Source organism: Desulfocurvus vexinensis DSM 17965 (genome assembly GCF_000519125.1).
GTDB lineage: Bacteria > Desulfobacterota > Desulfovibrionia > Desulfovibrionales > Desulfovibrionaceae > Desulfocurvus > Desulfocurvus vexinensis.
In genome coordinates this window covers 106,882-131,400 of the sequence record NZ_JAEX01000001.1, presented here as the reverse complement: position 1 = coordinate 131,400, position 24,519 = coordinate 106,882, and the positions used below count along the sequence as shown (strand labels likewise).

Below are 24,519 nucleotides of genomic sequence, written 5' to 3'. Positions count from 1 at the left end.
GCGTCAAAAGACGATTTCGGGGCGCGCCGGGGGCGGGCGGCCCGCCTCTCCATGCAGGCCACGGCCACGCAAAACGCCCGCAGGCCAAAACCTGCGGGCGTTTTGCATTCTTCCGGCTCCCGCGCCGGGGCCGGGGTCAGCCCTGCCGTGCGTCTTCCTGCGCGGCCTCGCCCCAGGCGCGCCTGCTTTTTTCCACCTTCTTGCGCACCCCCGCCCAGGTGTGGCGTGTCAGGGCCGAGGTCTCCATGACCGCAAGCATCTTGCGGTACAGCGACAGCGGCACCGCGAAGGTCAGCTCGTCGGGCTTCATGAACTTGCGGGCCGAGGGGTCGAAGCCGCCGAGCACGGCGCACTCCTGGCCGCGCCGCTGGTAGGTCAGCGGCCAAGTGATGATGTTCGTGCAGCCCGCCCCGAAGGGCGCCCGCACGGCGTCGAGGCCGCCCGTGGCGTAGCCCACCAGCGAATGCAGCCCCGTGAGCACCTCGGGGCGCACGAAGAAGGCCACCACCAGCGGCTCTTCCCCGGCGGCGAACAGTTCCAGGGGCTTGATGACGCAATACCTGCCCAGCCCGGACGGCGGGTCCACCTCTTCGAGGAAATGCCGCATGGCCTCGGGCGAGGGCATGTAGTGCTCACCCTCCATGGCCGTGCCCGGGATGCCCGTGGACACGTAGCTGACGATCATCTCGACATAGGGCGCGTACATGCCTGCGTAGTAGCCCCCGCCCATGCAGCCGCACTCTTCGTGGCTGATCCAGGCGGGCTTGCGCTTCTTGCGGGCCAGCCAGACGTTGCCCACGATGCAGGAGAAGTCGCCGAAGGCCTTGGGCCAGTCGATGGCTCCTGCGGCCTCCCGCTCGCGGCTGAAGATCTCGCCCGCCCGAGGCCCGAAGCCCTCGGGCCTGGCCTCGGCGTAGTGGACGCCAAGGGGCGTCTCGTCGTGCCCAAGCAGTTCCAGAAGCCTGGTGGTCTGTTCCATCAACGTGTTCATGCCCGCTCCTTTGTCCGTTGCCACACGTTCCACACCGTCGCGGCCCGCCTTGCCGGCGCAGATCGCATGCGCCAGCCCGTGCTGCGCCGCGCCGTCGCGGCCCAAAGCGTCGCACGGGGCCCCTGCTGTGCCCGGAGGAATGTCCAGCCCTGTCCCCGGCAGCCCCCGCCGCAGGGCCGCAGGCAGCCGCCGACGGTGCCGGGGCCATGCGCCTCTCAAGGCTGCCCCCCGAAAAACACCCCCTGCGTCCCGCAGACACTGGACGCCTGCCTTGGTTGACCATACCAACAATCTGCCCCCCAGGCAACACGAAGACGCCCGCGCCACGCAAAAACGCCCGCAGGCCAAAGCCTGCGGGCGTTATGCATTCTTCTCCCGGCCCTGCCCCGGGCTTGGCCCGGGCCGCCTCCTACAGGCTGGCGGCCATCTTGCGCAGCAGGCGCACCAGCTGGTTGGAATAGCCGGACTCGTTGTCGTACCAGACCACCAGCTTGAGGTGCGTCTTGTCCATGACGTGGGTCAGCAGGCCGTCCACCACGCCGCCGCAGGCGTTGGAGGTGTAGTCCACCGACACCAGGGGCACCTCGGTGTAGCCCATGTGGCCCGCAAGCGGCCCCTCGGCGGCGGTGCGCAGCACGGCGTTGACCTCTTCGGCGCTGGTCGCGCGCTCCAGCTCGCAGGAGAGGTCCACCAGCGAGACGTTGGCCGTGGGCACGCGCATGGACAGGCCGTCCAGCCTGCCGTGCAGCTCGGGGATCACCAGCCCGATGGCCCGGGCCGCGCCCGTGGTCGTGGGGATGATGCTCAGGGCCGCCGCGCGCGCCCGGCGCAGGTCCTTGTGCGAGCCGTCCAGGATGCGCTGGTTCATGGTGTAGGCGTGCACGGTGGTCATGTGCCCGTGGCGGATGCCGAAGGCCTCGTGGACGGTCTTGGCCGCCGGGGCCAGGCAGTTGGTGGTGCACGAGGCGTTGGACAGCACCTGGTGCCGCGCGGGGTCGTAGAGGTGGTCGTTCACGCCCATGACCACCGTCAGGTCCGCGTCGCCCGCCGGGGCGGCGATGACGGCCTTCTTCGCGCCGCAGTCCAGGTGCCGGGCCAGCCCGGCGCGGTCCTTCACGCGGCCCGAGGTCTCGACCACGATGTCCACCCCGCCCGCGCCCCAGGTCCACTGGCCGATGTCCTGGCGCGACACGGCCACCTCGTGGCCGTCGATGGCCAGCCCGGCTTCGGTGGGCACGATCTCGCCCGCGTAGGTGCCGTGGATGGAGTCGTACTTGAGCAGGTGCGCCAGGGTCGCGTTGTCGGCCCGGGCGTTGATCATGGCCAGTTCCAGGCCCGTCTCCCGGGCCAGCAGGCGGGTGAGGTAGCGGCCTATGCGGCCAAAGCCGTTCAATCCGATACGCACGGGCATTGTTCCTACCTTTGCAGCGATGGGTTAGATTTGATTGGAGCAGCCCAGCACGTTCCTGATCTTGTGCTGGACCATGTCCTTGACCGCCTTGCGGGCCTCGCCCAGATACCCGCGCGGATCGAAGGCCGCCGGGTTGTCGTGGAAGAACTTGCGCATGGTGGCCGTCATGGCCAGGCGGATGTCGGTGTCGATGTTGATCTTGCACACGCCGAAGGTCGCCGCGCGGCGCAAGAGGTCCTCGGGCACGCCCTGGGCGCCGGGAATCTGCCCGCCGTAGGCGTTGGCCATGGCCACGAACTCCTGCGGCACGCTGGACGAGCCGTGCAGCACCAGCGGGTAGCCCGGCAGCATCTTGGTGATGGTCTCCAGGCGCTCGAAGTCCAGGCGCGGGGTGCCCTTGAACTTGTAGGCCCCGTGGCTGGTGCCGATGGCGATGGCCAGGCTGTCGCAGCCGGTCTTGCCCACGAAGTCCACGGCCTGGTCGGGGTCGGTGTACACGTTCTCCTCGCTGACCACGTGCTCCTCGATGCCCGCCAGCCGCCCAAGCTCGGCCTCGACCCACACGCCCTTGTCGTGGGCGTAGGCCACCACCCGCTTGGTCAGGGCCACGTTCTCCTCGTAGGGCAGGTGCGAGCCGTCGATCATCACCGAGGTGAACCCGCCGTCGATGCAGGCCTTGCAGATGTCGAAGTCCGCGCCGTGGTCCAGGTGCACGCAGATGGGCAGGTCGGCCTCCACCAGGGCGGCCTCCACCAGCTTCATCAGGTAGGGCTGGCTGGCGTATTTGCGCGCCCCGGCGGAAATCTGGAGGATGAGCGGGGCGCGCTCCTCCTGGGCGGCCATGACGATGCCCTGGATGATCTCCATGTTGTTCACGTTGAACGCGCCCACGGCGAAGCCGCCCTTGTACGCCTTCTCGAACATCTCTCTGGGTCCGGTCAGGGGCATGGGATCCTCCTCAAAAGTATGAATGACGGCGGCGCCCGGGTCGGGGCCGCCCCTTGCGGGCGTCCTGGATTTCCGCGCGCCACGGCTCCGCGTCCCGGCGGGCCGGAGGGGCGGGTGCGACGCGCGGAGGCAGTCCTCCGGAAACGAGCCAGCTTATAGACGCAGCCCCGTGGGCTGTCAATTGAGGCCCATGCCCTCCAGGGTGCGCATGGCCCCGTCGTCGGTGAAATTGAAGCGCAGCGGCGTCAGGGTGATATGCCCGGCCCACAGCAGGGCGCGGTCCGTCTCCGGGCTCACGCGCTCCTCGGGGATGCGCCCGCCCAGCCAGTAGTAGGTGTGCCCGCGCGGGTCGGTACGCTCGTCGTACCAGTCCTCGTAGCCCGCCGTGGTCTGGCGGCAGACGCGCAGCGGCAGGGCCTCGGCCAGGGGCCGATCCGGAAAGTTCAGGTTCAGCACGCACTGGCGCGGCAGCCCGGCCCATTCCACGCGGTCCACGAAATCCGCCGTCCACTCCGCCTGCCCGGACACGTCCCCCGGGGTCCAGTTGTCCAGCGACACCGCCAGCGCCGGGAAGCCCATCAGCGCCCCCTCGGTGGCGGCGGACACCGTGCCCGAGTAGATGATGTCCACGCCCACGTTGCAGCCCGCGTTGATGCCCGAGACCACCAGGTCCGGCGGCTCGTCCAGCAGCCGCGTCAGGCCGAGCTTCACGCAGTCCACCGGCGTGCCCAGCACGCCCTGGCCGCGGAAGCCGTTTTCGTGGAATTGCTTGACCTTGAGCGGCATGGCCAGGGTCACGGCGTGCCCCACGGCGGACTGCTCGGTGACCGGGGCGACCACACGCACCCGGTGCCCGCGCGCCGTCAGCGCCGCGTACAGCGCCCGCAGGCCCACGGCCTGGATGCCGTCGTCGTTGGTAAGAAGAATCTTCATGGGCCGCAGGCTCCCTGGTTGGCGTTTGCTTCCGGGCCGGGCCGCCTTGGCCGCGCGCCAAAAATCGCGGCGCCCCCGGCGCTCGCCCCCAAGCCTAGCCCAGGCGCGCCATCTTCGCAACGCCCAAGGGCGATTGCGCAGCCCCCGCGCTTCTGCTATCCCTTGCGGGCGGCGCGCCGCGCCGTGCAACCCTTTTTCCCACGCAGCCCATGCACGCCAAGACAACCTTCGTCCGCGACCTGACCCCCGGCCAAAAGGCCGACGCCGTGTTCCTGCTGGCCGAGGCCCGCCAGGGCCAGGCCAAGAACGGCCCCTTCTGGGCCCTGACCCTGGCCGACCGCAGCGGCGAGGTGCCCGCCAAGATCTTCTCGCCCCAGGCCCAGGCCCACCAGGACCTGGCCGCCGGGCGCTTCGTCCACGTGCGCGGGCTGGTCGGCACCTACCGCGACCAGGCCCAGGTCGTGGTGGACGAACTCGCCGTGCTGGACCCCGACGCCGAGGCCGCCCTGACCCTGGCCGATTTCGTGCGCGCCAGCGAGCGCGCCCCCGAGGACATGCTGGCCGACATCGAGGCCCTGTGCCGCGAGCACCTGCACCACAAGCCCCTGCGCACCCTGTGCCGCACCGTGCTCACCGACCCCGGCGTGAAGGCCCGCATCATGGCCGCCCCAGGCGCCGTGAGCATCCACCACGCCTACGCGGGCGGGCTGCTGGAGCACACCCTGGCCGTGTGCCGCGCGTGCATGACCTTCTGCGACCTCTACCCCGACCTGGACCGCCAGGTGCTGCTTGCCGCCGCCGTGTTCCACGACCTGGGCAAGGCCTGGGAATACGCCCCCGGCCCCGTGCGCGAACACAGCGACGAGGGCCGCCTGCTGGGGCACATCTTCATCGGCATGCAGGTGCTCGAACCTTTTCTGCGCAAGGCCAAGGACCTGGAGCCCGAGATCGCCACGCACCTGCGCCACGTCATCCTGGCCCACCACGGCGAGCTGGAATGGGGCTCGCCCAAGCGCCCCAAGACGCGCGAGGCCTTCGCCCTGCATTTCGCCGACAACCTCGACGCCAAGCTCAAGACCGTGGCCGAGGCCGTAGACGAGGCTCTGCCCGACGGCGAAACAGGCTGGAGCCCCTTCGTGCGCCCGCTCTCGCGCTTCGTCTACCGCCCCGCCCGCACCCCCGACCCGTCCCAGGACCGGAAGGACAACCCCAAGGCCCAGCAATGTTCATTACTTTCGAAGGAATAGAAGGCTCGGGCAAGTCCAGCGTCCTGGACCGCGTACAGGAGCACCTCGTGGCCCAGGGCTACGACGTGCTGCGCACCCGCGAGCCCGGCGGCTCGCGCCTGGGTGTGGAGCTGCGGCGCATCCTGCTGGCCGTGGACAACGCCGACCTCACCGCCGAGGCCGAGCTGTTCCTCTACCTGGCCGACCGCGCCCAGCATGTAGGCACCGTCATCCGCCCCGCCCTGGCCGCCGGGCGCGTGGTGCTGTGCGACCGCTACGCCGACTCCACCGTGGCCTACCAGGGCTACGGCCGCGGCCTGGACCCCGCCCTGCTGCACACCTTGAACGACGAGGCCGTGCGCGGGCTGTGGCCCGACCTGACCCTGCTCTTCGACCTGCCCGCCGAACAGGGCCTGCGCCGCGCCCTGACCCGCAACCTGCGCGAGGGCACGCACCAGACCGAGGGCCGCTTCGAGGCCGAGGCCCTGGCCTTCCACGAAACCGTGCGCGAGGGCTACCTGACCCGCGCGGCCCTGTACAACAAACGCTTCCGCGTGGTGGACGCCTCCAAACCCCTGGCCGCCGTGGTCGCCCAGGCCCTGGAGATCGTCGGCCAGAACCTGCGCAAGCGCCCCGAGTCCGCCCAGGGCCCGGCCCCGCGCACCCTGGAGCCCAAGCCGTGACCGCGCCCACGGCCCCCGCAGCGCCCGCCGCCGCCCCGGCCACCGCCGTGGTGCTCACCTGCAACGGCCAGCAGCACCTGGAACGCACCCTGGCCTCCCTGGACTTCTGCCAGCGCCTGCTGGTGGTGGATTCCGGCAGCACCGACGCCACCCTGGACATCGCCCGCGCCGCCGGGGCCGATATCCTCACCCGGGCCTGGGAAGGCACCATCCCCCAGTTCCGCTTCGCCTTCGAGCAGGTGGACACACCCTGGATCGTGACCCTGGACCAGGACGAATTCCTCTCCCCCGAGCTCAAGGCCAGCCTGCGCGCCGCCCTGGCCGATCCCGCCGGGGCCACCGGCTTCTTCTGCCCGCGCCGCTCCTGGTACCTCGACCGCTTCATCCGCCACTCCGGCTGGTACCCCGACCTGCTCCTGCGCGCCTTCCGCCTGGACGCCGTGGAAATCCGCGGCACCCTGCCCCACGAGGAGTTCCACCCCACCGGGCCCGTGCGCACCCTGTCCGGCGACATCGTCCACTACCCCTACGCCGACCTCGCCGAACACCTGGACAAGATCAACCGCTACACCACCGCCGCCGCCGCCGAGCTGCACCGCCAGGGCCGCCCCTCCGGCCTGGCCCGCGCCCTGGGCCACGGCGCAGGCAAGTTCGCCAAGCAATACCTGCTCAAGCAGGGCTTCCGCGACGGCCGCGCCGGCCTCGTCCTCGCCGTGCACGCCTTCCTCTACGCCTTCCACAAATACATGAAGCTCGACGAGCTCAACCGCCGCGCCGGGCACAAGTAGCGGACGCGCCGAAGGCCGCCGGGAGAGGGGGCGGGGGGAACTCCCTTTTTCCCAAGCGCCAAAAGCCGGTTCCCCCCGCCCCCTCTCCCGGACCCTCTCCCCCACCCTCCTCCCGGAAAATGCGCTCTTTGAGGCAGGGTGGCCTGGGTACGGCTGGCGCGAGATGCGGGAGGCTCGAAAGGGGCAGGGCGGACCAGGGATTGGCCTTGACTTCTGTATCCCGATGGATACACTTCTGCCATGAACGTGTTCCACCAGACCGGGGCCTTTGCCGCCTGGCTCGGAAAACTCAAGGACATCAAGGCCAAGGCCCGCATCCTCGTGCGCATCAGGGCTGCGGAACACGGCAACTTCGGCGACTGCGCCCCCGTGGGCGAAGGCGTCTCGGAAATGCGCCTGCACTGGGGCCCGGACTACCGCATCTACTTCTGGCAGGAAGGCTGGCAAGTCTACTGGCTGCTGGCCGGGGGCGACAAAGGCAGCCAGCGCCGGGACATCGAACGGGCCAGGCAGTTGCGCCGCGAAATCGAGGAGGCAAACCGCAATGAAAACAAGTAGATTCGATGCCGTCGATTACCTCGACAGCGAGGAGTTGATGGCTGAATACCTCGCCGCAGCCATGGAAGACGACAACCCCGACGTATTCCTCGCCGCCCTGGCCGATGTGGCCAAGGCACGCGGCATCGCCCGGCTTGCCAGGGATACCGGCCTGGGCCGCGAAAGCCTCTACAAGACCCTCGCCCCCGGCGCCAAGCCGCGCTTTGACACCATCCTGAAGATCACCAAAGCCCTGGGCGTGCCCCTGGCCCCAAAGGCAAACAGCACCACCGGCCTGTAAGAGGGCAGCACTGCCCGGCAGCGCGGGGCAGACCGCCAGGGGCAATGGCGTCAGGTGATACCCCTCTCAGTACACCTCTCCGCCACCCCCGCCCCGGTGCCTCCCCGCCCTGTCCAGCACGCTTTGCCATCGCCCCGGATTCTGCTAGGGTGGTGTCTTGTGGCAGGAGGCTCCGGCATGATCCGTATCGCTCGCACCCTGCGGCCCGCGCGGCTGCGGCAGACCTCACAGGTCTTCTTCGGCCCCGGAGGCGAACGCGGGGGGCGGCGCGCCCTGGCCCGGGCCGCCGTGCGCGCTGCGCATGGCGGGCCCTGCGCAGCCGCCCGGCCCCTGCCTTCCTGCCCCGCAGCCCCCCTTCGCCCCCGCCACACGCAGACCGTCCCCCGCCCGGCGCCCGTTGCCGGAGCGGCCCAAGCGCACCACCCGGCTTCCCGACAGGACGCGCGCCACCCAGGCGCCGGGCACCCCGGGCACCGCTCGAACCACCTCCGGCCCGCTGGCCCCCCGGCCCCGCCGCAGCTCCCGGGCCCCCGGGGCGCCAGGGGGCGGGCATGACCACCGCCCAGCCCACAACCGCCCACGCCCCCGGTGGCCCTGGCGCCCCCGGCGCGCCTCCCGCCGCGCCCATGCCCGCCCCTGGCCAGCGCCGGGCCGCCGTGCGCGCCGCGCGCGATGTGCTGCTCTTCGCCCTGCTGCTGGCCGGGGCCGCCGCGTTCCTGGCCTCGGGCGAACACGGGCTGGGCTACCAGTGGAAGTGGTACCGCATCCCGCGTTATCTCGTGGCGGCGGCGGACGGCGCCTGGACCCTTGGGCCGCTGCTGCGCGGGCTGCTGGTCACCTTCCAGATCGCCGCCCTGGCCCTGGGCCTGGCCCTGGTCTTCGGGCTGGGCGCGGCGGTGCTGCGCCTGTCGGGCTCCTTCACCGCGCGGCTGGTGGCGCGCGGTTACGTCGAAACCGTGCGCAACACCCCGCTGCTGACCCAGATTTTCTTCATCTACTACGTCATCGCCCCGGTGCTGGGCATGGACGCCTTCGCCTCGGCGGTGCTGGCCCTGGCGCTGTTCGAGGGCGCCTACGCCGCCGAGATCTTCCGCGCGGGCATCGTGTCCATCGACCGCGGGCAGTGGGAAGCCGCCCTGGGCACGGGCCTGAGCCGCTGGCAGACCTACCGCCGCGTCATCCTGCCCCAGGCCCTGCGCCGCGTGCTGCCGCCGCTCACGGGGGTGGCCGTGTCCCTGGTCAAGGACTCGTCCCTGGCCAGCACCATCGCCATCTTCGAGCTGACCCAGCAGGGCAACATCATCGCCTCGGACACCTTCCTGGTCTTCGAGACATGGTTCACCGTGGCCGCCATCTATTTGTGCGTGACCCTGCCGCTGTCCCTGGCGGCGGCGGGGCTGGAGCGGCGCATGGGCACGGGGTGCTGACCGTGCCTGCCGCCCGCCCGCGCAACACCCCCTACCCGCCCCCCGAGGAGGACGCCCCCATGCGCATCACCACCCTGACCCTGGCCGCCCTGGTCCTGGCCCTGGCCCTGGCCGCCCCCGCCGCAGCGGGCGACACCGGCGCCGCCCTGACCCGCGAGAGCGCGCTCACCGCCATCATGGAGCGCGGCGTGCTGCGCGTGGGCTTCGACACCTTCGTGCCCTGGGCCATGAAGGACAAGACTGGCGCCTTCATCGGCTTCGAGATCGATGTGGCCGAGCGCTTCGCCCAGGACCTGGGCGTGCGCATCGAGCTGGTGCCCACGGCCTGGAAAGGCATCATCCCCGCCCTGCTCGCGGGCAAGTTCGACCTGCTCATCGGCGGCATGAGCATCCGCGCCGACCGCGCCCAGCAGGTCTACTTCTCCGAGCCCTACTACTACTCGGGCCAGTCCATGGTCGCCAGCCGCGAGAAGGCCGCAGGACTGACCTCCATGCAGGCCTACGACGACCCCGCAGTGGTCATCGTCGCCCGCACGGGCACCACGGCCCAGAAGGCCCTGGAAACGCACTTCCCCCGGGCCCAGAAGCGCCTGTTCGAGAAGGAGCCCCAGGCCCTGCAAGAGCTGCTTGCGGGCCGGGCCCACGCCTTCGTGAGCATGGCCCCCCTGCCTGCCCAGCAGGCCGCCGAAAACCCCGACAAGCTCTTCGTGCCCTTCGAGCGCAACCTGACCAACGAGCCCAACGGCATCGCCATGCGCAAGGGCGACCCCGACCTGCTGAACTACGTCAACAGCTGGATCCAGCAGGTGCGCGGCGAGGGCTGGATCCAGGAGCGCTACCACTACTGGTTCATGACCATGGACTGGAAGGACCGCGTGGAGTAGCCCCGTGCTGCACCGCCCCGCCCGCTTCACGGCCCTGGACGCCGTCCTGCTGTGCGTCCTGGCGGGCGGGGCGGTCCTGCTGGCGTGGCGCGTGTATGCCACGCAGGACTATGCCTGGCGCTGGCACGTCCTGGCCCAGTACCTGCTGCGTTTCGACGAGGCCACCGGGCGCTGGGTGCCGGGGCTGCTGGCCCGGGGGCTGGCCACCACCGTGCGCCTGAGCCTGTGGACCATGGTCCTGGCCACGCTGCTGGGCGGGGCCATGGGCCTGGCCCGGGCCTCGGGCAGCCTGTTCTGGCGGCTGACGGGCGGCGCCTATGTGGGCCTGGTGCGCAACGTCCCGCCTTTGGTGCTCATCTTCATCTTCTACTTCTTCCTGTCCGACATGCTGCTGCGCGCCCTGGGGGTGGACGCGGCCGTGCGCGCCCTGCCGGGCTGGGCCCGCGAGGCCCTGGCCTGGGCCATGGCCCCGGCGGACCAACTGCCGAACTTCCTGGCCGCGCTGATGACCATGGCCGTCTACGAGGGCGCCTACATCGCCGAGCACGTGCGCGCGGGGGTGCAGTCGGTGGAGCGCGGCCAGCGCGAGGCCGCCCGGGCCCTGGGCTTCCCCCCGTGGCAGCAGATGCGCCTGGTGGTGCTGCCCCAGGCCGTGGCGCGCATCGTCCCGCCCCTGGCCGGGCAGTTCATCGCCACCATCAAGGACACGGCCATCGTCTCGGTCATCAGCGTCCAGGAGCTGACCTTCCAGGGCCTGGAACTCATGGCCGCCACCTACATGACCTACGAGATCATGATCAGCGTCACCGTGCTCTACCTGCTGCTGACCCTGACCTGCTCGGCCCTGGCCCGGCGCCTGGAGCTGCGCCTGCGCCGCGCCTGGGAGCCGCCCGCCGCGCCCGGCCCTGTTGACCTCGCCCCGGGCGGCAGGTAGGTTTGTCAGCATCAGGGCCCGCGCGCCCCGGCCCGGGCTCCGGCCCCGGCCCAACCCCAGCCCCGGAGGAACCCCGGCATGAGCCAGAAGAAAGTCAAGGTCTACGCCTTGTCCACCTGCATCCACTGCAAGCACGCCAAGAAATACCTGGACGACATGGGTGTCGCATACGAATGCGTCCACGTGGACGAGCTGACCGGCGACGAGCGCAAGGCCATGGTCGAGGAGGTGCGCCGCTTCAACCCCGCCACCTCCTTCCCCACCGTGGTCATCGACGACAATTGCGTGGTCATCGGCTTCAAGAAGGACGAACTGGACAAATACCTGGGGTAGCACATGGACGCCAAGACGCTGTACGAGGCCCTGCGCAAGATGCAGGAGCCCAAGGGCTATTTCTTCAACAAGGACCTGGACGGCATGACCATGCCGCTGCTGGAAAACCTGCTGGTCAACAAGGCCCGCTACGGGCACATGGTCTGCCCCTGCCGCCTGGGCGCAGGCTCCTTCGAGAAGGACCGCGACATCGTCTGCCCCTGCGCCTACCGCGAGGCCGACGTGGCCGAATACGGCAGCTGCTTCTGCGGGCTGTACGTGACCCAGGCCTGGAACGAGGGCACCATCCCCCAGCGCACGGTCCCCGAACGCCGCCCCGAGGAGAAGCTCCTGGCCGCCCTGCTGGGCGACTGAGGCCGGGCGCCAACGCACACCGCCCCCGCCGGAGTCCTCCGGCGGGGGCGGTTGTCGTTTTGGCCGTGCGGTGCCCTTCAGCCCCGCGTGGTCAGGCCGTATTTGCGCAGCTTGTATTGCAGGGTGCGGCGGCTGATGTCCAGGGCGTCGGCGGTGCGCTGGCGGTGGCCGCCGTACAGGGCCAGGGCCTCGATGATGGCCTGTTTCTCGGCCTCGTCCAGGGAGGGGGCGGCCCGGGGCGGCTGGGGGGCGCCCAGGGGGCCCGGGCCCGGGGCGGACGGCTGCGCGGCCCGGGCCGGGGCGGACGAAAGCACCTGCGGCGGCAAGTCCGCGGCGGAGAGCGAATCCGTGCGCGAAAGCACCAGTGCCCGTTCCAGGGCGTTTTCCAGCTCGCGCACGTTGCCCGGCCAGGGGTAGCGCGCCAGGGTGTCCATGAACGCGGGCGAGACCTCACGCACGGGCTTGTTGTTCTTGCGCGCCAGCTTGCGCAACAGGTGCGCCGTGAGCAGCGGCAGGTCGTCCATGCGCTCGCGCAGCGGCGGGATGGGCACCTCCAGCACGTTGAGACGGAAATAAAGATCCTCGCGGAAGCGCCCGGCTTGGACCTCGGCCACGAGGTTGCGGTTGGTGGCCGCCAGCAGGCGCACGTCCACGGGCACGGCGCCCACCCCGCCCAGGGGCTCCACCTGGCGCTCCTGGATGGCGCGCAGCAGCTTGGCCTGCAAGCCCAGGGGCAGCTCGCCGATCTCGTCCAGGAACAAGGTGCCCCCCGAGGCGAGCTGGAAGCGCCCGGGCTTGTCCTTCACCGCGCCGGTGAAGGCGCCCTTGACGTAGCCGAACAGCTCGCTTTCCAGCAGGTCGCCGGGCAGGGCCGCGCAGTTGACCTTGACCAGCGCCCCGCGCGCGCGCGGGCTGGCGGCGTGCAGGGCGGCGGCCACCAGCTCCTTGCCGGTGCCCGAGTCGCCGGTGATGAGTACCGTGGCCTCGCTGGGCCCGGCCTGCTCGATGAGCCGCTTGACGCGCTGCATGCCTTCGGACTGGCCGATGATCTCGCGCACCTCGGGGGTCATGTCCGCCTCGCGGCGCAGCTCCAGGTTTTCGGAAATCAGGCGCGAATACTCGTAGGCCTTGCCGAGCACGGCCACCAGCTCGTCGTTGTCCGCAGGCTTGGTCAGGTAGTCGAAGGCCCCGCGCTTCATGGCGTCCACGGCGCTGCCCACGGTGCCAAACGCCGTGAGCATGACCACCGGCACCCCCGGCGACTTGGCGCGGATGGCGCCCAGGGCCTCCAGGCCGTCCATGCCCGGCATGCGCATGTCGAGCAGGATCACGTCGGGCCGGGCGCCGGAGAGCAGGTCCAGGGCGTCCTCGGCGCTGGGGGCCTCGGCCACGTCCCAGCCCTCGTCGCGCAGCACGGCGCCGACCATCATCCGCAGGGCGGGTTCGTCGTCCACGACCAGGGCGCGGCGCTTCTGGCTGGCAGCGATCATCACGGTTCTCCCTGTTCAGGTTCACAGGCATCCCCCGCCCCGGCGGGCGGGAAGCACAGCCGGACCTCGGTGCCGTGGTCCGGCCCGTCGCGGCGGGTTTCGATATCCACGCGGCCCCCGTGGTTGCGCACGATGCGGTGCACGATGGCCAGCCCCAGGCCGGTGCCCTCCTTCTTGGAGGTGAAGAAGGGCTCCAGGGCGTGGGCGCGCTCCTGCTCGGTCATGCCCGGGCCGGTGTCGCGCACGGCCACGCAGGCCCGCCCGTCGCGCTGCGCGACGCCCAGCACGATGCGCCGGGGCTCCCCGGGCGGGTTGGCGCCCACGGCGGCCAGGCTGTTGAGCAGCAGGTTCAACAGTGCCTGCTTGAGCATGTCCGGGTCGGCGTGGACCACGGCGGGGGCGCCCGGGTCCATGTCCACCACCAGCTCGGCGCCCTGGTGCTCCAGGTCGAAGCGCAGCAGCGCCCGCAAGTCCCCGGCCAGGGCGGCGGCGTCCACGTCGGCCTTCTCGGGCGCGCGCGGGCGCGAGAGGAACATCAGGTCCGAAATGACCTTGTCCAGGCGGTCGGCCTCGCTGACCATGGTCGCGGCGTACTGCTCCTCGGGCTGGCGGCCTTCGAGCTTCTTCTTGAAGAACTGGGCGAAGCCGCGCAGGGCCGAGAGGGGGTTGCGGATCTCGTGGGCCAGCCCGGCGGCCAGGCGCCCGATGGCCGCCTGCTGGCGCGCCTCGGCCAGATCGTCTTCCAGGGCCTTGAGGTCCGTGCGGTCGCGCACCAGCACCAACCGCTCCCCGGCCTCGCCCTCGGCGGAGGCCGCAGGCGGCAGGGGCATGGACAGGATCTCCAGGCTGCGCCCGCCCGCGCGGGCCTGCTCCCAGCCCTTGCCCCACAGGCACGACGCGCCCGGCACCCCGTCCGTTTCCAGGTCCAGGGCGTCGAAGCGCTGGCCCACCAGCTCGCCGCCGCCTGCCAGCAGATCGCGCGCGGCGGGGTTGGCGGCGCGGATGCCCCCGGCGGCGCTGACGGTGAGCAGCCCGTCGGGCATGGCGTCCAGCAGCCGGGAGTGGAAGGACTCCAGGCGGTGCAGCTCGCGGCCCTGGTCGCGGCGGCGCACATAGGCCGCGCCCAGGCCCCACAGGAACACGGCGACCATGAGCACGTAGCCCGTTTGCAGCAGCGCCGTGCGCCGGAACTTGCCAAATGTTTCCAAATGCTTGTGCGGCGTGATACCCACCACGAGGTAGGGGCCCGCGCCCGGGCCGCCGCGCCCGGCGGCCAGCTCCTGGCCCTCGGGGCACAGCCGGGCCAGGCCGGGCTTGGTGCGCAGGCCGGAGACGAACGTTTCCGCCCCGCCCGAGCCCTTGTACAGCGCGGCCCACTCCCCGGTTGCGGCCAGCTGCTCCCAGGCCGAGGCGGGCAGGGGCGGAATCTCCGGGCCCGTGGCCGAGCGCACACTGAAAAGCACCCGCCCGCCCGCAGCCATGAAGGCCACGAACTCCACATCGCTGGTTTCGATAAGCTCGGAGAGCATCTCGCGCAGCCGGGGCGCCAGCGGGTCGGGCAGGGGGGGCTGCCCGGCGCCGCGCCGGGCGTGCATCCCCGGCAGCAGGCGCTCGAAGCCGCGCATCTCGCGCGACATGGCCGACTCCACCCCGCGCAGGATGACCTGCGAGGACAGGAACAGGTGTTCCTCGATGGTCTGGCGCTGGCGCTCCAGGTTCTGCCAGGTGAGGAAGGACAGGGCCAACCCGATGAGCACCACCGCCAAGGCGGCGGCTCCCAGGTAGGATCGGCTGTCGCTGCGGATGCCTATGTCCATGTGCGTCCTGCCGGGAACCCGGCGCCGCCGTGCGGCGGATGCCCGGGGGCCCGCCCCGCTGGCGGGGCGCCTCCCGGGCATCCGGAGCAGTCTGGCGCCAGGGTGTCCTGGCGGTCAGGAGGTTCAGCCGCCGTAGCCGACGGTCTCGTCCATGTCAGCATCCAGGCCGGGGCCCATGCCCATCATGCCCGGACCCGGCTCCTGGTCCATGCCCATCATGCCCTGGTCGGACGCCGGAGCCTGACCCATGCCGGGGCAGCAGCCCCCGCCGGGGGCCATGCCGGGCCCGGCGCCCATGCCGGGGCAGCCGCCCATGCCGGGCCCCATGCCCATGCCGTGGCCCATCATGCCCTTGCCGTGGCCGCCCATGCCCATATGCCCCATGCCGGGGCCGAAGGCGGCGGGCAGGCCCGCAGCGGCGAGCTTCTTGCGCAGGGCCACCTGCTCGGTGAGCGCGCGCACCTTCAGCTCGCCCAGCTCCTTGGTCAGGCCGTCCACGGCCTTGGTGTCGGGCTTCTCGGCGCGCAGGGCCGCCTCGAGCAGGGCGTGCTTGGCGAGAATCTGCTCGCGCAGGGGGATCATGGCCTTCTGGTGCTCCTCGAACAGGGTCGCGGCCTGTTCCCGCTGCTCGGGGGTCAGGGCCTGCATGGCGCCCAGGCCGCACCCGCCGGGGCCGAAGCCCTGGCCCGCCACGGCCAAAGCCGACAGGGACAGCACCGCCACTGCGGCCAACGAAAGAATCAAAGACTTCCTGGACATGCGTCTACTCCTTGCTGGAATACAGCGTTGCATTCGTGATGGCACCCTTGACTTAGCATGCGCCGTGCCAAAGGTGATATTCAATTATTCCAAACAAATGCGAAGATGCATCCAGCCCTGCGGGCCTGCATGTGCAAAGGCCAGCACAGCACATCCGCCCGCTTTGTGCAAGGCGTTTCACCAGGAGCCCGTTTGCACATCCCGGACCGGGCTGCAAAAGGAGGCAGGCCCCTCCGGGGGGGGAGGGGCCTGCGGCAAGGGGGTTGGGGTGAGGGTGGGAAGGAGGAGGGAGGATCTTGTCTATGTCATCTGCCGAAGCGGTCAGTTGCAACCCATCATCATGCCGCCGCCGCGCATGCCGCCGTGCTTGCCGCCCATGCCCATGCCCATGCCGCCCATGGCGGGCAGCCCGGCCTCGGTCATGGCCTTGCGCAGGGCCACGCGCTCGGTGAACAGCTTGGTGCGCAGGTCGCTGACCTCGGCCACCAGGGCGTCCACGCGCTTGGAGTCCGGGGTCAGGGCCACCAGCTCGGCGTTGAGCATGGCCTGCTTGGCGTACAGCTCGCGGTGCAGGGTGGCGGTCTTCTGCTGGAATTCGGTGAACAGGGCCTGGGCCTTTTCCTGCTGCTCGGGGGTCAGCGCGGCGCCGCCCCAGCCGGAGCAGCCGCCCATCTGGGCCCCGGCATGAGCGCCCTGCCCATGGCCCTGCCCGTGGTTCGCGGCCATGGCCGCGGGATTGAAAATCAGGGCCGCCAGCGCCACCAGGGCACCCATGGCAAAAATTCCGGTGATTCGTCTGGTCATGGTATCCTCCATGCTGTTGTGGCGGGCCAGCGCCGCGCCTTGTGTTCCCGGAGGGCGGACAGGCCGCCCCGTTGCCTGCCCTTAAGCATAGACCATGCCAACACATTATTTCCAATTATTGCATGATGATAATAGCGCACGCCCCCTCCTCCCCCTGCGGTCCACCCAGGGCGTTGTGAATCGCCACGCACATCGGCTTGCACATGCTGTGCAGACCATTGCACAGGGAGCGCGTGCGGCCCCGGCGCCACGCACGGGGCGGCCCGGGGCACAACGCCGCGCCAGAGGGGGGGAAGCGGGAGCGGAACGGGGGGAAGGGCCGGAGGCCAGGCCTCAGCCCGCCACGAGGCGGTACAGGGCGGCGTATTGACGGACCACGGCGGGCAGGGAGAACCGCTCGCCCACGCGCTGGCGCGCGGCCTGGCCCAGGGCCTGGCGCTCTCCGGCGGGCAGGGCCAGCAGCCCGAGCACGGCCCCGGCCAGGGCCTGGGCGTCGCGCGGGGGCACCACGCGGCCCGTGCCGCCGACCACCTCGGCGCTGTCGCCGGTGTCGGTGACCACGCAGGGCACGGCGCAGGCCATGGCCTCGCCCACCACGTTGGGGAACCCTTCGCCGTAGGCCGAGGACAGCACGGCCACGTCCAGGCCCGCCAGCACGCGGGCCACGTCGTCGCGCCGCCCCAGGCGGTGCAGGCGCAGCCCCGGGGCCGCCTCGCGCACCAGGGCCGTGAGCCCGGCGCCGTCCGGGCCGGTGCCGTCGCCAAGCAGGGAGAAGTGCGCGTCGGGCCGCGCCTGGGCCACGGCGCTGGCCGCGCGCAGGAAGGTCGCGTGGTCCTTCTGGGGGTCGAAGCGTGCGGCCATGCCCACCAGAGGCGCCTGCGCGGGCACACCCAGCCCGGCGCGCACGGCCTCGCGCGCCGCCGGGTCGGGGGCGAAGCGCTCCAGGTCGAAGCCGTTGGGGATGACCTCCACCCGCCGGGGGCGGTAGCCCAGGGCGCGGTGCACGTCCACGGCCACGCGCGAGTTGGCCACCACGGCCTCGGGCAGGCGCGAGAGCCGGGCGCAGGCCGCCACGGTGCAGCGCGTCAGGCGCCCGGAATGCGAAAAATCCATGTTCGAGCAGCGCAGGTTCCAAACCACCCGGCCCGTGCCCGCCAGCCGCGCGGCCACGAGCCCCAGCAGGTCGGCGTGGTAGAGCCAGGTCTGCACCACCTGGGGCCGCACCCGGCGCAGCAGGCGCGCCAGGCGCCACAGGGCCCTGGGGTCCACCGCGCCGCGCGCCAGGCCCAGGCTGTCCACGGGCACGCCCGCCGCGCGCACGCGCTCCGCCAGGGGCCCCTCGTCCAGCAGGGTCACCACATGGGAGGCGAACTGGGCGCGGTCCAGCCCGGCCACGAGCTTGGCCAGCATCATCTCCGCGCCGCCGGTGTTCAGCCCGGTGATCAGGTGCACGACGCGGATCACGGCGCGCCCTCCCCGCCGCGGGCCACGGCCTCGAACAGCGCCGCATAGCGCGCGGCCACCGCCGCCGCGCCGTAGCGGTCGCGCACCGTGGCGCGCACGGCTTCCGGGTCCAGGGCCGTGCGCGCGCGCTCCGGCAGGGCGGCGGCCAGGGCCGCAACATCGCCCGCAGGCACCAGCCAGCCGTTCTCGCCCTGGCGCACGATCTCGGCCAGCCCGCCCGGGCAGTCGAAGGCCAGCACCGGCGTGCCGCAGGCCATGGCCTCCAGCACCACGTTGGGGAAACCCTCGTAGCGCGAGGAGAGCACGAACAGGTCCGCCCCGGCCATGGCCGGGCAGGGGTCGGCGGCAAAGCCGGGCAGGGCCACCCGGCCCGCCAGACCCAGCTCGCGGACCCGGGCCTCCAGGGCGGCGCGCTCGGGGCCCTCGCCCAGGATGGTCAGGTGCAGGGCCGGGTCGCCGCTGCGGGCCAGGGCCTCCAGCAGCAGGTCGAAGCCCTTCTGGGCCGTGAGCTTGCCAGCCGCCAGCACGTTGACCCGCCCCGGGGGCAGCCCGGCGCCGCCCCGAGCCGCGCGCGCGGCCACGGCGTCCACGTCCACGGGGTTGTTGATGACCACGGCCCGCGCCGCAGGCAGCCCGAAGGCCTGCACCAGGTCGCGGCGCATGTCCTCGGACTGGCAGACCACGCGGTCGAAGCGCGGGTAGAGCCGCCGGTAGAGCAGCGGCAGCAGGCGCGGCCAGCCGCTGCGCGGCAGGTGCAGGCTGGGGATGTTGGTCTCGCGGCCGATGAAGGCCGTGGAGCGCGGCATGAGCCCGCGCGCGAGCATGACCAGCACGTTGAGGTAGCCCAGGGTCGAGAAGACCACCTGGGGCCGCAGGCGGCGCACCAGGCGCACCAGCCCCGGCACCGCGCGCCGGGCCCGGGCTCCGCCCAGCTCCACCACCGGCACCCCGGCGGGCACGTCCCGGGCGAACTGGCCCTGGGCGGCGCCCACGGCCAGCACGGGCGCGAAGCGCTCCCGGTCCAGATGGGCGAGCAGGGTCAGCATCACGCGCTCCGCCCCCCCGAAGGTCAGCGCAGGCAGGACGAAGACTATGGACAGACGGCCGCTCACTCGCTTCCCTTGCCGCAAACGCCGGGTCCCGTCAAAACCTGTTTTGCGCGCGCCAGGGCCGGAGGGAGCGCGCTGGTCTTTCCCGTTGCCCCGGCTCGCGTTGGGCGGTAAGACCGTGCTCGCACCCCAACCCGCCCGGAGACCCGCGCCATGCCCCAGCTCCCGCCCCGGGACACCCCCCTGCCCCTGCGCGCCGCCCTGCCCTCGCTGCTGCTGCTGGCGGGCCTGTTCTACGCCAACTTCGTCTCGCGGGTCATCCTGGCGCCGCTGCTCGGGCTGGTGGAGCACGAGTTCGGCATCAATCACGCCAGCGCGGGCGGGCTGTTCTTCTTCGTGGCCGGGGGCATGAGCCTGTCCATGACCTGCTCGGGCTTCGTGGCCGGACGCCTGGGGCACCGCCGCACGGTGCTGCTGTCCACGGCCCTGCTGGGCACCTTCCTCATCGGCGTGGGCCTGTCGCGGTCCTTCTTCGAGCTGCGGGCGCTGCTGCTGGCCACGGGCCTGGCGGGCGGGCTGTACTTCCCCTCGGCGGTGGCGACCATCACCACCCTGCTGGAGCCCCGGCACTGGGGCCGGGGCCTGGCCGTGCACGAGATGGCCCCCAACCTGGCCTTCGTCACCGTTCCGGCCCTGGCGGCGGCCCTGGCGGGGGTGCTGCCCTGGCGCGGGGTGTTCCTGCTCTTCGGGGTGCTGGCTCTGGGGCTGGGCGCGCTGTTCAAGGCCTTCGGGCGCGGCGGCGACGCGCGCGGCGCGGCCCCGCGCGCGGCGGCCCTGCGCGAGGTGGTGCTGCATCCGGCCTTCCCGGTGCTGGTGGTGCTGTTCTCCCTGGCCGTGGCCGCGAGCTTCGGGCCCTACAGCATGCTGCCGCTGTACCTGGCCACCGAGCGCGGCATGCGCCCCGAAACGGCCAACGCCCTGCTCACGGCCTCGCGCGTGGCCGGGCCGCTGGTGGCCCTGGCCACGGGCTTCGTGGTGGACCGCATCGGCGCACGGCGCACGGCGGCCCTGTCCCTGGCGTCGTCGGGCGCCCTGACCCTGCTGCTGGGGCTGCTCTCCGGGCCCTGGCTGGCGGCGGCGGTGGTGCTCCAGCCGACCCTGGCGGTGTGCTTCTTCTCGGCGGGGCTCACAGCCATGTCGCAGACCTACACCCAGGGCGTGCGCAATGTGGCCGTGTCGCTGGTGGTGCCGCTGGCCATTTTCGTCGGCTCGGGCGCCACGCCCACCCTCCTGGGCTGGTTCGGCGACCGGGGCGCCTTCGCCACGGGGTTCATGGTCCTTGGGGGCTGCATCCTGGGCGGGGTGCCGCTGCTGCGGCTGGTGCGCTTCTCGCCCCGGGGGGCGTAAGGGCTAGCCTTCGCCCGGAGGGCAGGGGCCGCCCGGCGGGCGCCGGGGGTCGAATTCAAGAATCTCGCGGAACTCCTCGCCGTACAGGCGCAGCATGACCATGGCGAAGGCCAGGATCAGCGGCCCGTAGAGCAGCCCCGCCGGGCCGAAGATCTGCAAGCCCCCGATGACCGACAGGAAGATGGCCAGAAGCGGCATCCCCGACGACCCGCGCATGAAATAGGGCCGCAGGAAGGTGTCGATACTCGTGACGCCCACCCCGCACCAGATCAGCAGGAACACGCCCATCTTCCACTGCCCCGTGAGCAGCAGGTAGGTGCTGGCGGGCACCCACACCAGGCCCGTGCCCAGCACCGGAATGAGCGAGGTGAAGCCCATCATCGTGCCCCAGAACAGGGCCGGGATGCCCGCGATGGCCAGCCCGACGCCGCCCGCCACGCCCTGGAGCACGGCCACCAGCAGCCCGCCCACCAGCACCGCCCGCGACACGTTGCGCAGGCTGGCGATGATGGAGTCCTCCTGGCTCTCGTGCAGGGGCGAGAGGTACTTGACGTAGGCCACGATGCGCCGCCCGTCGCGCAGGAAGAAGAACAGCACAAAGAGCATGATCAAAAAGGAGAACAGCACGTCAACGGCGTTGCCCACGATGGACGTGCCGGTGCTGATCACGGTCTGCCCGAGGTTGCGCGAAAAATCGAGGAGCCCGGCCTGGATGTCCAGCCCGCTCAGGTCCAGGAAGGGCAGGCGCTCGTGCAGCCAGGCCGTGACCTCGTCCACCCGGGCGCGCTGGGCCAGCCGCGCGAAATCCTCGCTGCGGACCCAGGCCGTGAGGTCGGCGATGGAGGTCGCCGCCTGGGACACCAGCCCGGAGAAGAACACGAAGGTCGGCAGGAACACGCAGACCACCACCAGCACCAGCACGGCCAGGGCCGCCAGGGTGTCGCGCCCGCCCAGGCGCGCCGCCAGCCGGGCCTGGAGCGGGTAGAAGATGGCCGCCAGCACCGAGGAGAAGATCACCGGCGCCAGGAACGGGCTGAAGACCCGGTAGCCCAGGTACAGGGCCAGCAGGATCAGCGCGGCCAGGACCCACTTGTAGATGTTCGAGGTCGGCCCCTTGAGGCCCCCCGCGTTGTCGTCGGGAATGGTGCTCATGTTGGGCGGACTATAGGGGAGGACGCGGCGCTTGGGAAGAGCCCATGGCCCCCAGCAGCACGGCGGTGACGGCCCCGGCGTAGCGCGCGATGCCGAAGCGGCCCGCAACGGCCTCGCGCCCGCCCGCCACCAGCCGCTGGCGCAACGCCTGATCGGCGGCCAGGCGCTGCATGGCCTGGCACAGGGCCTGCTCGTCGCCCCAGGGCGTCAGCAGGCCGTTGGCCTCGTGGTCGATGACCTCGGGGATGCCGCCCCGGTCGGCGCCGATGACCGGCACGCCCAGGGCCATGGCCTCCAGCAGCACCAGGCCCACGGCATCGTAGCGCGAGGGCAGCACGAGCATGTCCAGGGCGGCGGTGATCTCCTTGGCCCGCGTCTCGAAGCCGGTGAAGACCACGGACCCGGCGATGCCCAGCTCCCCGGCCAGCCGTTCCAGGGCCGTCCGCTCGGGCCCGTCGCCGACCAGCAGAAGCACCGCGCCGGGCCGCGCGGCCAGAAAGCGCGCAAAGGCCCGCAGCAGCACGTGCTGCCCCTTGAGCTCCACCAGCCGCCCCACGCAGCCCACCACGCACGAGGCCCCGCGCGCCGCAGGCCAGTGCGCCCCAAGGTCCAGGGGCGCCGCCTCCAGGGGCGGCACGGCGTCGGGGACGGTTTCCACCAGCGCCGGGTCCAGCCCCGCGCCCACCCAGTAGTCCCGGCAGGCGCGCGAGTTGGCGATGAAGCGCGCCACCGTCGCGTTGGCCAGGGCGGCCCGGGCCGGGGTGAAGAGCCTGCCGTCCATGGAGCGCAGGTGGCTGACGCAGGGCAGCCCCGTGGCCCGGGCGGCGAACACGCCGTACATGTCGCGGCTGATCTGAGTGTTGCAATAGAGCAGCCCGGCCCCGGTGCGGCGCGCCAGGGCGGCCACATCGCGCACCAGCCCGGCGTGGGCCCGGCGCAGCACGGCCAGCCCCAGGCCCGGGGCCAGCGCGCCGGACCACACCGCAGCCCGCCCCCACAGCCGCGAGGCCACGCCGCGCCGCGCCGCCGTAAGCAGCGGGTCGTGCAGCAACTGCGCCTCGATGCCCAGGGCGCGCACCCGCTCCAGGTGCACCGTCTCGTTCAGGAACCCCACCACCGGCTCGACGGCCTTGCGGTCCAGGGCGGCCAGGAACTGCACGAGAATCTCGAAGGACCCGCCCCCGGAGACGCCCGATTCGAGCACCACGACCTTACGCACGGCCACGGCCCGGCCTCACGCCCGCCCCTGCGCCCCGGGCAGGGGCGCCAGCCCGGGCCCGGCCTGCTCGTAGCCCGCGCCGCAGGCCCGGCAGACCAGGTGCTCATCAAGCTTTTCGCCGCAGGCGCAGACAAAGCCGCGCACCGTGGCCGGGTTGCCCGCCACCAGGGCGTGGTCGGGCACGTCGCGGGTGACCACGGCCCCGGCGCCCACGAAGGCGTAGCGCCCGATGGTGTTGCCGCACACGATGGTCGCGTTGGCGCCGATGGTCGCGCCACGGCGCACCAGGGTCGGGCGGATCTGGTCCATGCGCCGGATGTGCGCGCGCGGGTTCCAGACGTTGGTGAAGACCATGCCCGGGCCGCAGAACACGTCCTCCTCCAGGGTCACGCCCTTGTAGACCGAGACGTTGTTCTGGATCTTGCAGCCGTCGCCGACCACGGCGTCGGGGCCGATGACCACGTTCTGGCCGATGCTGCACCGCGCACCGACCACGCTGCCGGGCAAAACATGCGAGAAATGCCAGATCTTCGTGCCCGCGCCGACCACCGCCCCGGGGTCCACCAGGGCCGTCTCGTGGGCGAAGTAGTCGCCCGAGCCCGTGGGCAGCGGGCAGGCGCCCAGCCCGGTGACGGCGCAGCCCGCGTCCATGGACTTCTGGGCGGCGTGCAGCACGCGCAGCACGGCCAGGCCCTCGCGGCCATCGGTGCGCGGGGCGGCGCCCTCGTCCACGCAGCGCAGGAAATGCAGGCACTCGCGGCGCAGCGGCTCCTCCTGGGCCAGCTCCACGCGCTCGGCCTCGCCGCGCACGGGCACGGGGGCCTGGTCCTTCCAGTCGATGGAGTGCGGGTAGAGCAGCAGCTTGTCAGCCCAGGGCAGGGTGTCGTCGAACACGGCCATCTTGCGGTCGCCCACCACCACGAGCTTCTGCTCTTTGAAGGGGTGCAGCCAGGACACGAAGACGTGGGCTTTGACCCCCGAGGCGAAGGCCAGGTGCGTGGTGGTCACGTCGGCCAGGGCGCTGTGCAGGTAGTTGCCGCCCGTGGCCAGCACCGAGCGCGGCTCCTCGCCGGTCAGCGCCAGGATCATGGAGATGTCGTGCGGGGCGAACGACCACAGGGCGTTCTCCTCGCGGCGGATCTTGCCCAGGTTCAGGCGATGGGAGTAGATGTAGTTGATGCGCCCCAGCTCCCCGCCCCGGGCCATGGCCAGCAGGCGCTCGAAGGCCGGGTGGTACTGGAGCAGGTGCCCGACCATCAGCGTGAGCCCGCGCGCCCCGGCCAGGGCGATGAGTTCGCGGGCGTGGGCCTCGTCGAGCACCAGGGGCTTTTCCACGTAGACATGGCGCCCCGAGAGCAGCGCCTCGCGGGCCACGGCGAAATGCGTCTCCGCCGGGGTGGCCACCACCACGCCCCGGATGGCCGGATGCGTGAGCACGTCGGACAGCGCCAGGCAGGTGTCCACGCCGGGGCACTGCTCACGGAAGCCCGCCAGGGTGGCCTCGCTGCGGTCGCAGATCAGCCCCAGCCGCCCCAGGGCGTGGTAGTTGCGCACCAGGTTCTTGCCCCAGTAGCCCGAACCGATGACGGCGATGTCGCGTGCCATGCG

At 71.7% G+C, this 24,519-nt stretch carries 24 protein-coding genes; 11 read left to right on the top strand and 13 right to left on the bottom strand.

Going from position 1 to position 24,519, the window contains the following annotated elements:
- Window positions 1-136: 136 nt before the first annotated feature.
- The 4 genes from G495_RS0100575 to surE form a co-directional block, all read right to left on the bottom strand.
- On the bottom strand, window positions 137-991 hold the full coding sequence (locus G495_RS0100575) for a DUF169 domain-containing protein (RefSeq protein ID WP_028586203.1): 855 nt from the start codon (window positions 989-991) through the stop codon (window positions 137-139).
- A 409-nt stretch (window positions 992-1,400) separates the two neighbouring features.
- Window positions 1,401-2,402, bottom strand: coding sequence for a type I glyceraldehyde-3-phosphate dehydrogenase (gap, locus tag G495_RS0100570; RefSeq protein ID WP_028586202.1), 1,002 nt, complete (start codon window positions 2,400-2,402; stop codon window positions 1,401-1,403).
- A gap of 24 nt (window positions 2,403-2,426) precedes the next feature.
- Window positions 2,427-3,350, bottom strand: coding sequence for a class II fructose-1,6-bisphosphate aldolase (gene fba / locus G495_RS0100565; protein ID WP_028586201.1), 924 nt, complete (start codon window positions 3,348-3,350; stop codon window positions 2,427-2,429).
- A 177-nt stretch (window positions 3,351-3,527) separates the two neighbouring features.
- On the bottom strand, window positions 3,528-4,283 hold the full coding sequence (gene surE / locus G495_RS0100560; RefSeq protein ID WP_028586200.1) for a 5'/3'-nucleotidase SurE: 756 nt from the start codon (window positions 4,281-4,283) through the stop codon (window positions 3,528-3,530).
- A 209-nt stretch (window positions 4,284-4,492) separates the two neighbouring features.
- Here surE and G495_RS0100555 point away from each other — a divergent pair, with 209 nt between their 5' ends.
- From G495_RS0100555 to G495_RS0100510, 10 genes are all read left to right on the top strand, one after another.
- Window positions 4,493-5,530 carry a 3'-5' exoribonuclease YhaM family protein gene (locus G495_RS0100555; protein WP_028586199.1) on the top strand — a complete coding sequence of 346 codons (1,038 nt, stop codon included), beginning with the start codon at window positions 4,493-4,495 and terminating at the stop codon, window positions 5,528-5,530.
- Window positions 5,506-6,192, top strand: coding sequence for a dTMP kinase (gene tmk / locus G495_RS16850; RefSeq protein ID WP_051444918.1), 687 nt, complete (start codon window positions 5,506-5,508; stop codon window positions 6,190-6,192). The genes G495_RS0100555 and tmk overlap by 25 nt, the downstream gene beginning before the upstream one ends.
- Window positions 6,189-6,980, top strand: coding sequence for a glycosyltransferase family 2 protein (locus G495_RS0100545; protein ID WP_051444917.1), 792 nt, complete (start codon window positions 6,189-6,191; stop codon window positions 6,978-6,980). The genes tmk and G495_RS0100545 overlap by 4 nt, the downstream gene beginning before the upstream one ends.
- A gap of 240 nt (window positions 6,981-7,220) precedes the next feature.
- On the top strand, window positions 7,221-7,538 hold the full coding sequence (locus tag G495_RS0100540; RefSeq protein WP_028586197.1) for a type II toxin-antitoxin system RelE/ParE family toxin: 318 nt from the start codon (window positions 7,221-7,223) through the stop codon (window positions 7,536-7,538).
- On the top strand, window positions 7,525-7,818 hold the full coding sequence (locus G495_RS0100535) for an addiction module antidote protein (protein ID WP_028586196.1): 294 nt from the start codon (window positions 7,525-7,527) through the stop codon (window positions 7,816-7,818). Before G495_RS0100540 ends, G495_RS0100535 begins: the two co-directional genes overlap by 14 nt.
- Before the next feature lie 551 nt (window positions 7,819-8,369).
- A complete protein-coding gene (locus G495_RS16845) occupies window positions 8,370-9,245 on the top strand; it encodes an amino acid ABC transporter permease (protein ID WP_245588330.1) in 876 nt (291 codons plus the stop codon).
- A gap of 59 nt (window positions 9,246-9,304) precedes the next feature.
- On the top strand, window positions 9,305-10,129 hold the full coding sequence (locus G495_RS0100525; protein ID WP_028586195.1) for a transporter substrate-binding domain-containing protein: 825 nt from the start codon (window positions 9,305-9,307) through the stop codon (window positions 10,127-10,129).
- Window positions 10,130-10,133: 4 nt separating this feature from the next.
- Complete coding sequence (locus G495_RS16840; protein WP_156939529.1) at window positions 10,134-11,063, top strand: amino acid ABC transporter permease; 930 nt, start codon at window positions 10,134-10,136, stop codon at window positions 11,061-11,063.
- Between the two features lie 78 nt (window positions 11,064-11,141).
- Window positions 11,142-11,396: a glutaredoxin family protein gene (locus G495_RS0100515; protein WP_028586194.1), complete on the top strand. Its 255-nt coding sequence runs from the start codon at window positions 11,142-11,144 to the stop codon at window positions 11,394-11,396.
- A 3-nt stretch (window positions 11,397-11,399) separates the two neighbouring features.
- The gene (locus G495_RS0100510; protein WP_028586193.1) at window positions 11,400-11,750 is read left to right on the top strand and encodes a ferredoxin-thioredoxin reductase catalytic domain-containing protein; all 351 of its coding nucleotides are present in this window, start codon (window positions 11,400-11,402) and stop codon (window positions 11,748-11,750) included.
- A 77-nt stretch (window positions 11,751-11,827) separates the two neighbouring features.
- Here the strand turns inward: G495_RS0100510 and G495_RS0100505 are convergent, their stop codons facing one another.
- The 6 genes from G495_RS0100505 to G495_RS16825 form a co-directional block, all read right to left on the bottom strand.
- Complete coding sequence (locus G495_RS0100505; RefSeq protein ID WP_028586192.1) at window positions 11,828-13,240, bottom strand: sigma-54-dependent transcriptional regulator; 1,413 nt, start codon at window positions 13,238-13,240, stop codon at window positions 11,828-11,830.
- Window positions 13,240-15,057: a two-component system sensor histidine kinase NtrB gene (locus tag G495_RS16835; RefSeq protein WP_051444916.1), complete on the bottom strand. Its 1,818-nt coding sequence runs from the start codon at window positions 15,055-15,057 to the stop codon at window positions 13,240-13,242. Before G495_RS16835 ends, G495_RS0100505 begins: the two co-directional genes overlap by 1 nt.
- 123 nt (window positions 15,058-15,180) lie before the next feature.
- Complete coding sequence (locus tag G495_RS16830) at window positions 15,181-15,816, bottom strand: periplasmic heavy metal sensor (protein WP_169734334.1); 636 nt, start codon at window positions 15,814-15,816, stop codon at window positions 15,181-15,183.
- Between the two features lie 321 nt (window positions 15,817-16,137).
- Window positions 16,138-16,620 (bottom strand): periplasmic heavy metal sensor, encoded by a 483-nt coding sequence (locus G495_RS0100490; protein ID WP_169734333.1) that lies wholly within the window; start codon window positions 16,618-16,620, stop codon window positions 16,138-16,140.
- A gap of 333 nt (window positions 16,621-16,953) precedes the next feature.
- Window positions 16,954-18,084, bottom strand: a complete 1,131-nt coding sequence (locus G495_RS0100485; protein WP_028586190.1) for a glycosyltransferase family 4 protein — start codon at window positions 18,082-18,084, stop codon at window positions 16,954-16,956.
- The gene (locus G495_RS16825) at window positions 18,081-19,196 is read right to left on the bottom strand and encodes a glycosyltransferase (protein ID WP_035250357.1); all 1,116 of its coding nucleotides are present in this window, start codon (window positions 19,194-19,196) and stop codon (window positions 18,081-18,083) included. The genes G495_RS0100485 and G495_RS16825 overlap by 4 nt, the downstream gene beginning before the upstream one ends.
- A 150-nt stretch (window positions 19,197-19,346) precedes the next feature.
- Here G495_RS16825 and G495_RS0100475 point away from each other — a divergent pair, with 150 nt between their 5' ends.
- Complete coding sequence (locus G495_RS0100475) at window positions 19,347-20,540, top strand: MFS transporter (RefSeq protein WP_028586189.1); 1,194 nt, start codon at window positions 19,347-19,349, stop codon at window positions 20,538-20,540.
- Between the two features lie 3 nt (window positions 20,541-20,543).
- Here G495_RS0100475 and G495_RS16820 read toward each other — a convergent pair whose 3' ends face one another.
- From G495_RS16820 to G495_RS22710, 3 genes are read right to left on the bottom strand one after another with little or no spacing between them, the layout of a single operon-like run.
- Window positions 20,544-21,692 (bottom strand): AI-2E family transporter, encoded by a 1,149-nt coding sequence (locus G495_RS16820; RefSeq protein ID WP_051444913.1) that lies wholly within the window; start codon window positions 21,690-21,692, stop codon window positions 20,544-20,546.
- 10 nt (window positions 21,693-21,702) lie between these two features.
- Complete coding sequence (locus G495_RS20030; protein ID WP_051444912.1) at window positions 21,703-22,917, bottom strand: glycosyltransferase; 1,215 nt, start codon at window positions 22,915-22,917, stop codon at window positions 21,703-21,705.
- A 9-nt stretch (window positions 22,918-22,926) separates the two neighbouring features.
- Entirely contained in the window at window positions 22,927-24,516 is a 1,590-nt protein-coding gene (locus tag G495_RS22710; RefSeq protein ID WP_035250354.1) for a Gfo/Idh/MocA family oxidoreductase, read from the bottom strand.
- Between the last annotated feature and the right edge of the window lie 3 nt (window positions 24,517-24,519).

Coding starts and splice junctions, on each gene's coding strand:
- G495_RS0100575 (WP_028586203.1), bottom strand. CDS start 991: ATGAACACGTTGATGGAACAGACCACCAGGCTTCTGGAACTGCTTGGG.
- gap (WP_028586202.1), bottom strand. CDS start 2,402: ATGCCCGTGCGTATCGGATTGAACGGCTTTGGCCGCATAGGCCGCTAC.
- fba (WP_028586201.1), bottom strand. CDS start 3,350: ATGCCCCTGACCGGACCCAGAGAGATGTTCGAGAAGGCGTACAAGGGC.
- surE (WP_028586200.1), bottom strand. CDS start 4,283: ATGAAGATTCTTCTTACCAACGACGACGGCATCCAGGCCGTGGGCCTG.
- G495_RS0100555 (WP_028586199.1), top strand. CDS start 4,493: ATGCACGCCAAGACAACCTTCGTCCGCGACCTGACCCCCGGCCAAAAG.
- tmk (WP_051444918.1), top strand. CDS start 5,506: ATGTTCATTACTTTCGAAGGAATAGAAGGCTCGGGCAAGTCCAGCGTC.
- G495_RS0100540 (WP_028586197.1), top strand. CDS start 7,221: ATGAACGTGTTCCACCAGACCGGGGCCTTTGCCGCCTGGCTCGGAAAA.
- G495_RS0100535 (WP_028586196.1), top strand. CDS start 7,525: ATGAAAACAAGTAGATTCGATGCCGTCGATTACCTCGACAGCGAGGAG.
- G495_RS16845 (WP_245588330.1), top strand. CDS start 8,370: ATGACCACCGCCCAGCCCACAACCGCCCACGCCCCCGGTGGCCCTGGC.
- G495_RS0100525 (WP_028586195.1), top strand. CDS start 9,305: ATGCGCATCACCACCCTGACCCTGGCCGCCCTGGTCCTGGCCCTGGCC.
- G495_RS0100515 (WP_028586194.1), top strand. CDS start 11,142: ATGAGCCAGAAGAAAGTCAAGGTCTACGCCTTGTCCACCTGCATCCAC.
- G495_RS0100510 (WP_028586193.1), top strand. CDS start 11,400: ATGGACGCCAAGACGCTGTACGAGGCCCTGCGCAAGATGCAGGAGCCC.
- G495_RS0100505 (WP_028586192.1), bottom strand. CDS start 13,240: ATGATCGCTGCCAGCCAGAAGCGCCGCGCCCTGGTCGTGGACGACGAA.
- G495_RS16835 (WP_051444916.1), bottom strand. CDS start 15,057: ATGGACATAGGCATCCGCAGCGACAGCCGATCCTACCTGGGAGCCGCC.
- G495_RS16830 (WP_169734334.1), bottom strand. CDS start 15,816: ATGTCCAGGAAGTCTTTGATTCTTTCGTTGGCCGCAGTGGCGGTGCTG.
- G495_RS0100490 (WP_169734333.1), bottom strand. CDS start 16,620: ATGACCAGACGAATCACCGGAATTTTTGCCATGGGTGCCCTGGTGGCG.
- G495_RS0100475 (WP_028586189.1), top strand. CDS start 19,347: ATGCCCCAGCTCCCGCCCCGGGACACCCCCCTGCCCCTGCGCGCCGCC.
- G495_RS16820 (WP_051444913.1), bottom strand. CDS start 21,692: ATGAGCACCATTCCCGACGACAACGCGGGGGGCCTCAAGGGGCCGACC.
- G495_RS22710 (WP_035250354.1), bottom strand. CDS start 24,516: ATGGCACGCGACATCGCCGTCATCGGTTCGGGCTACTGGGGCAAGAAC.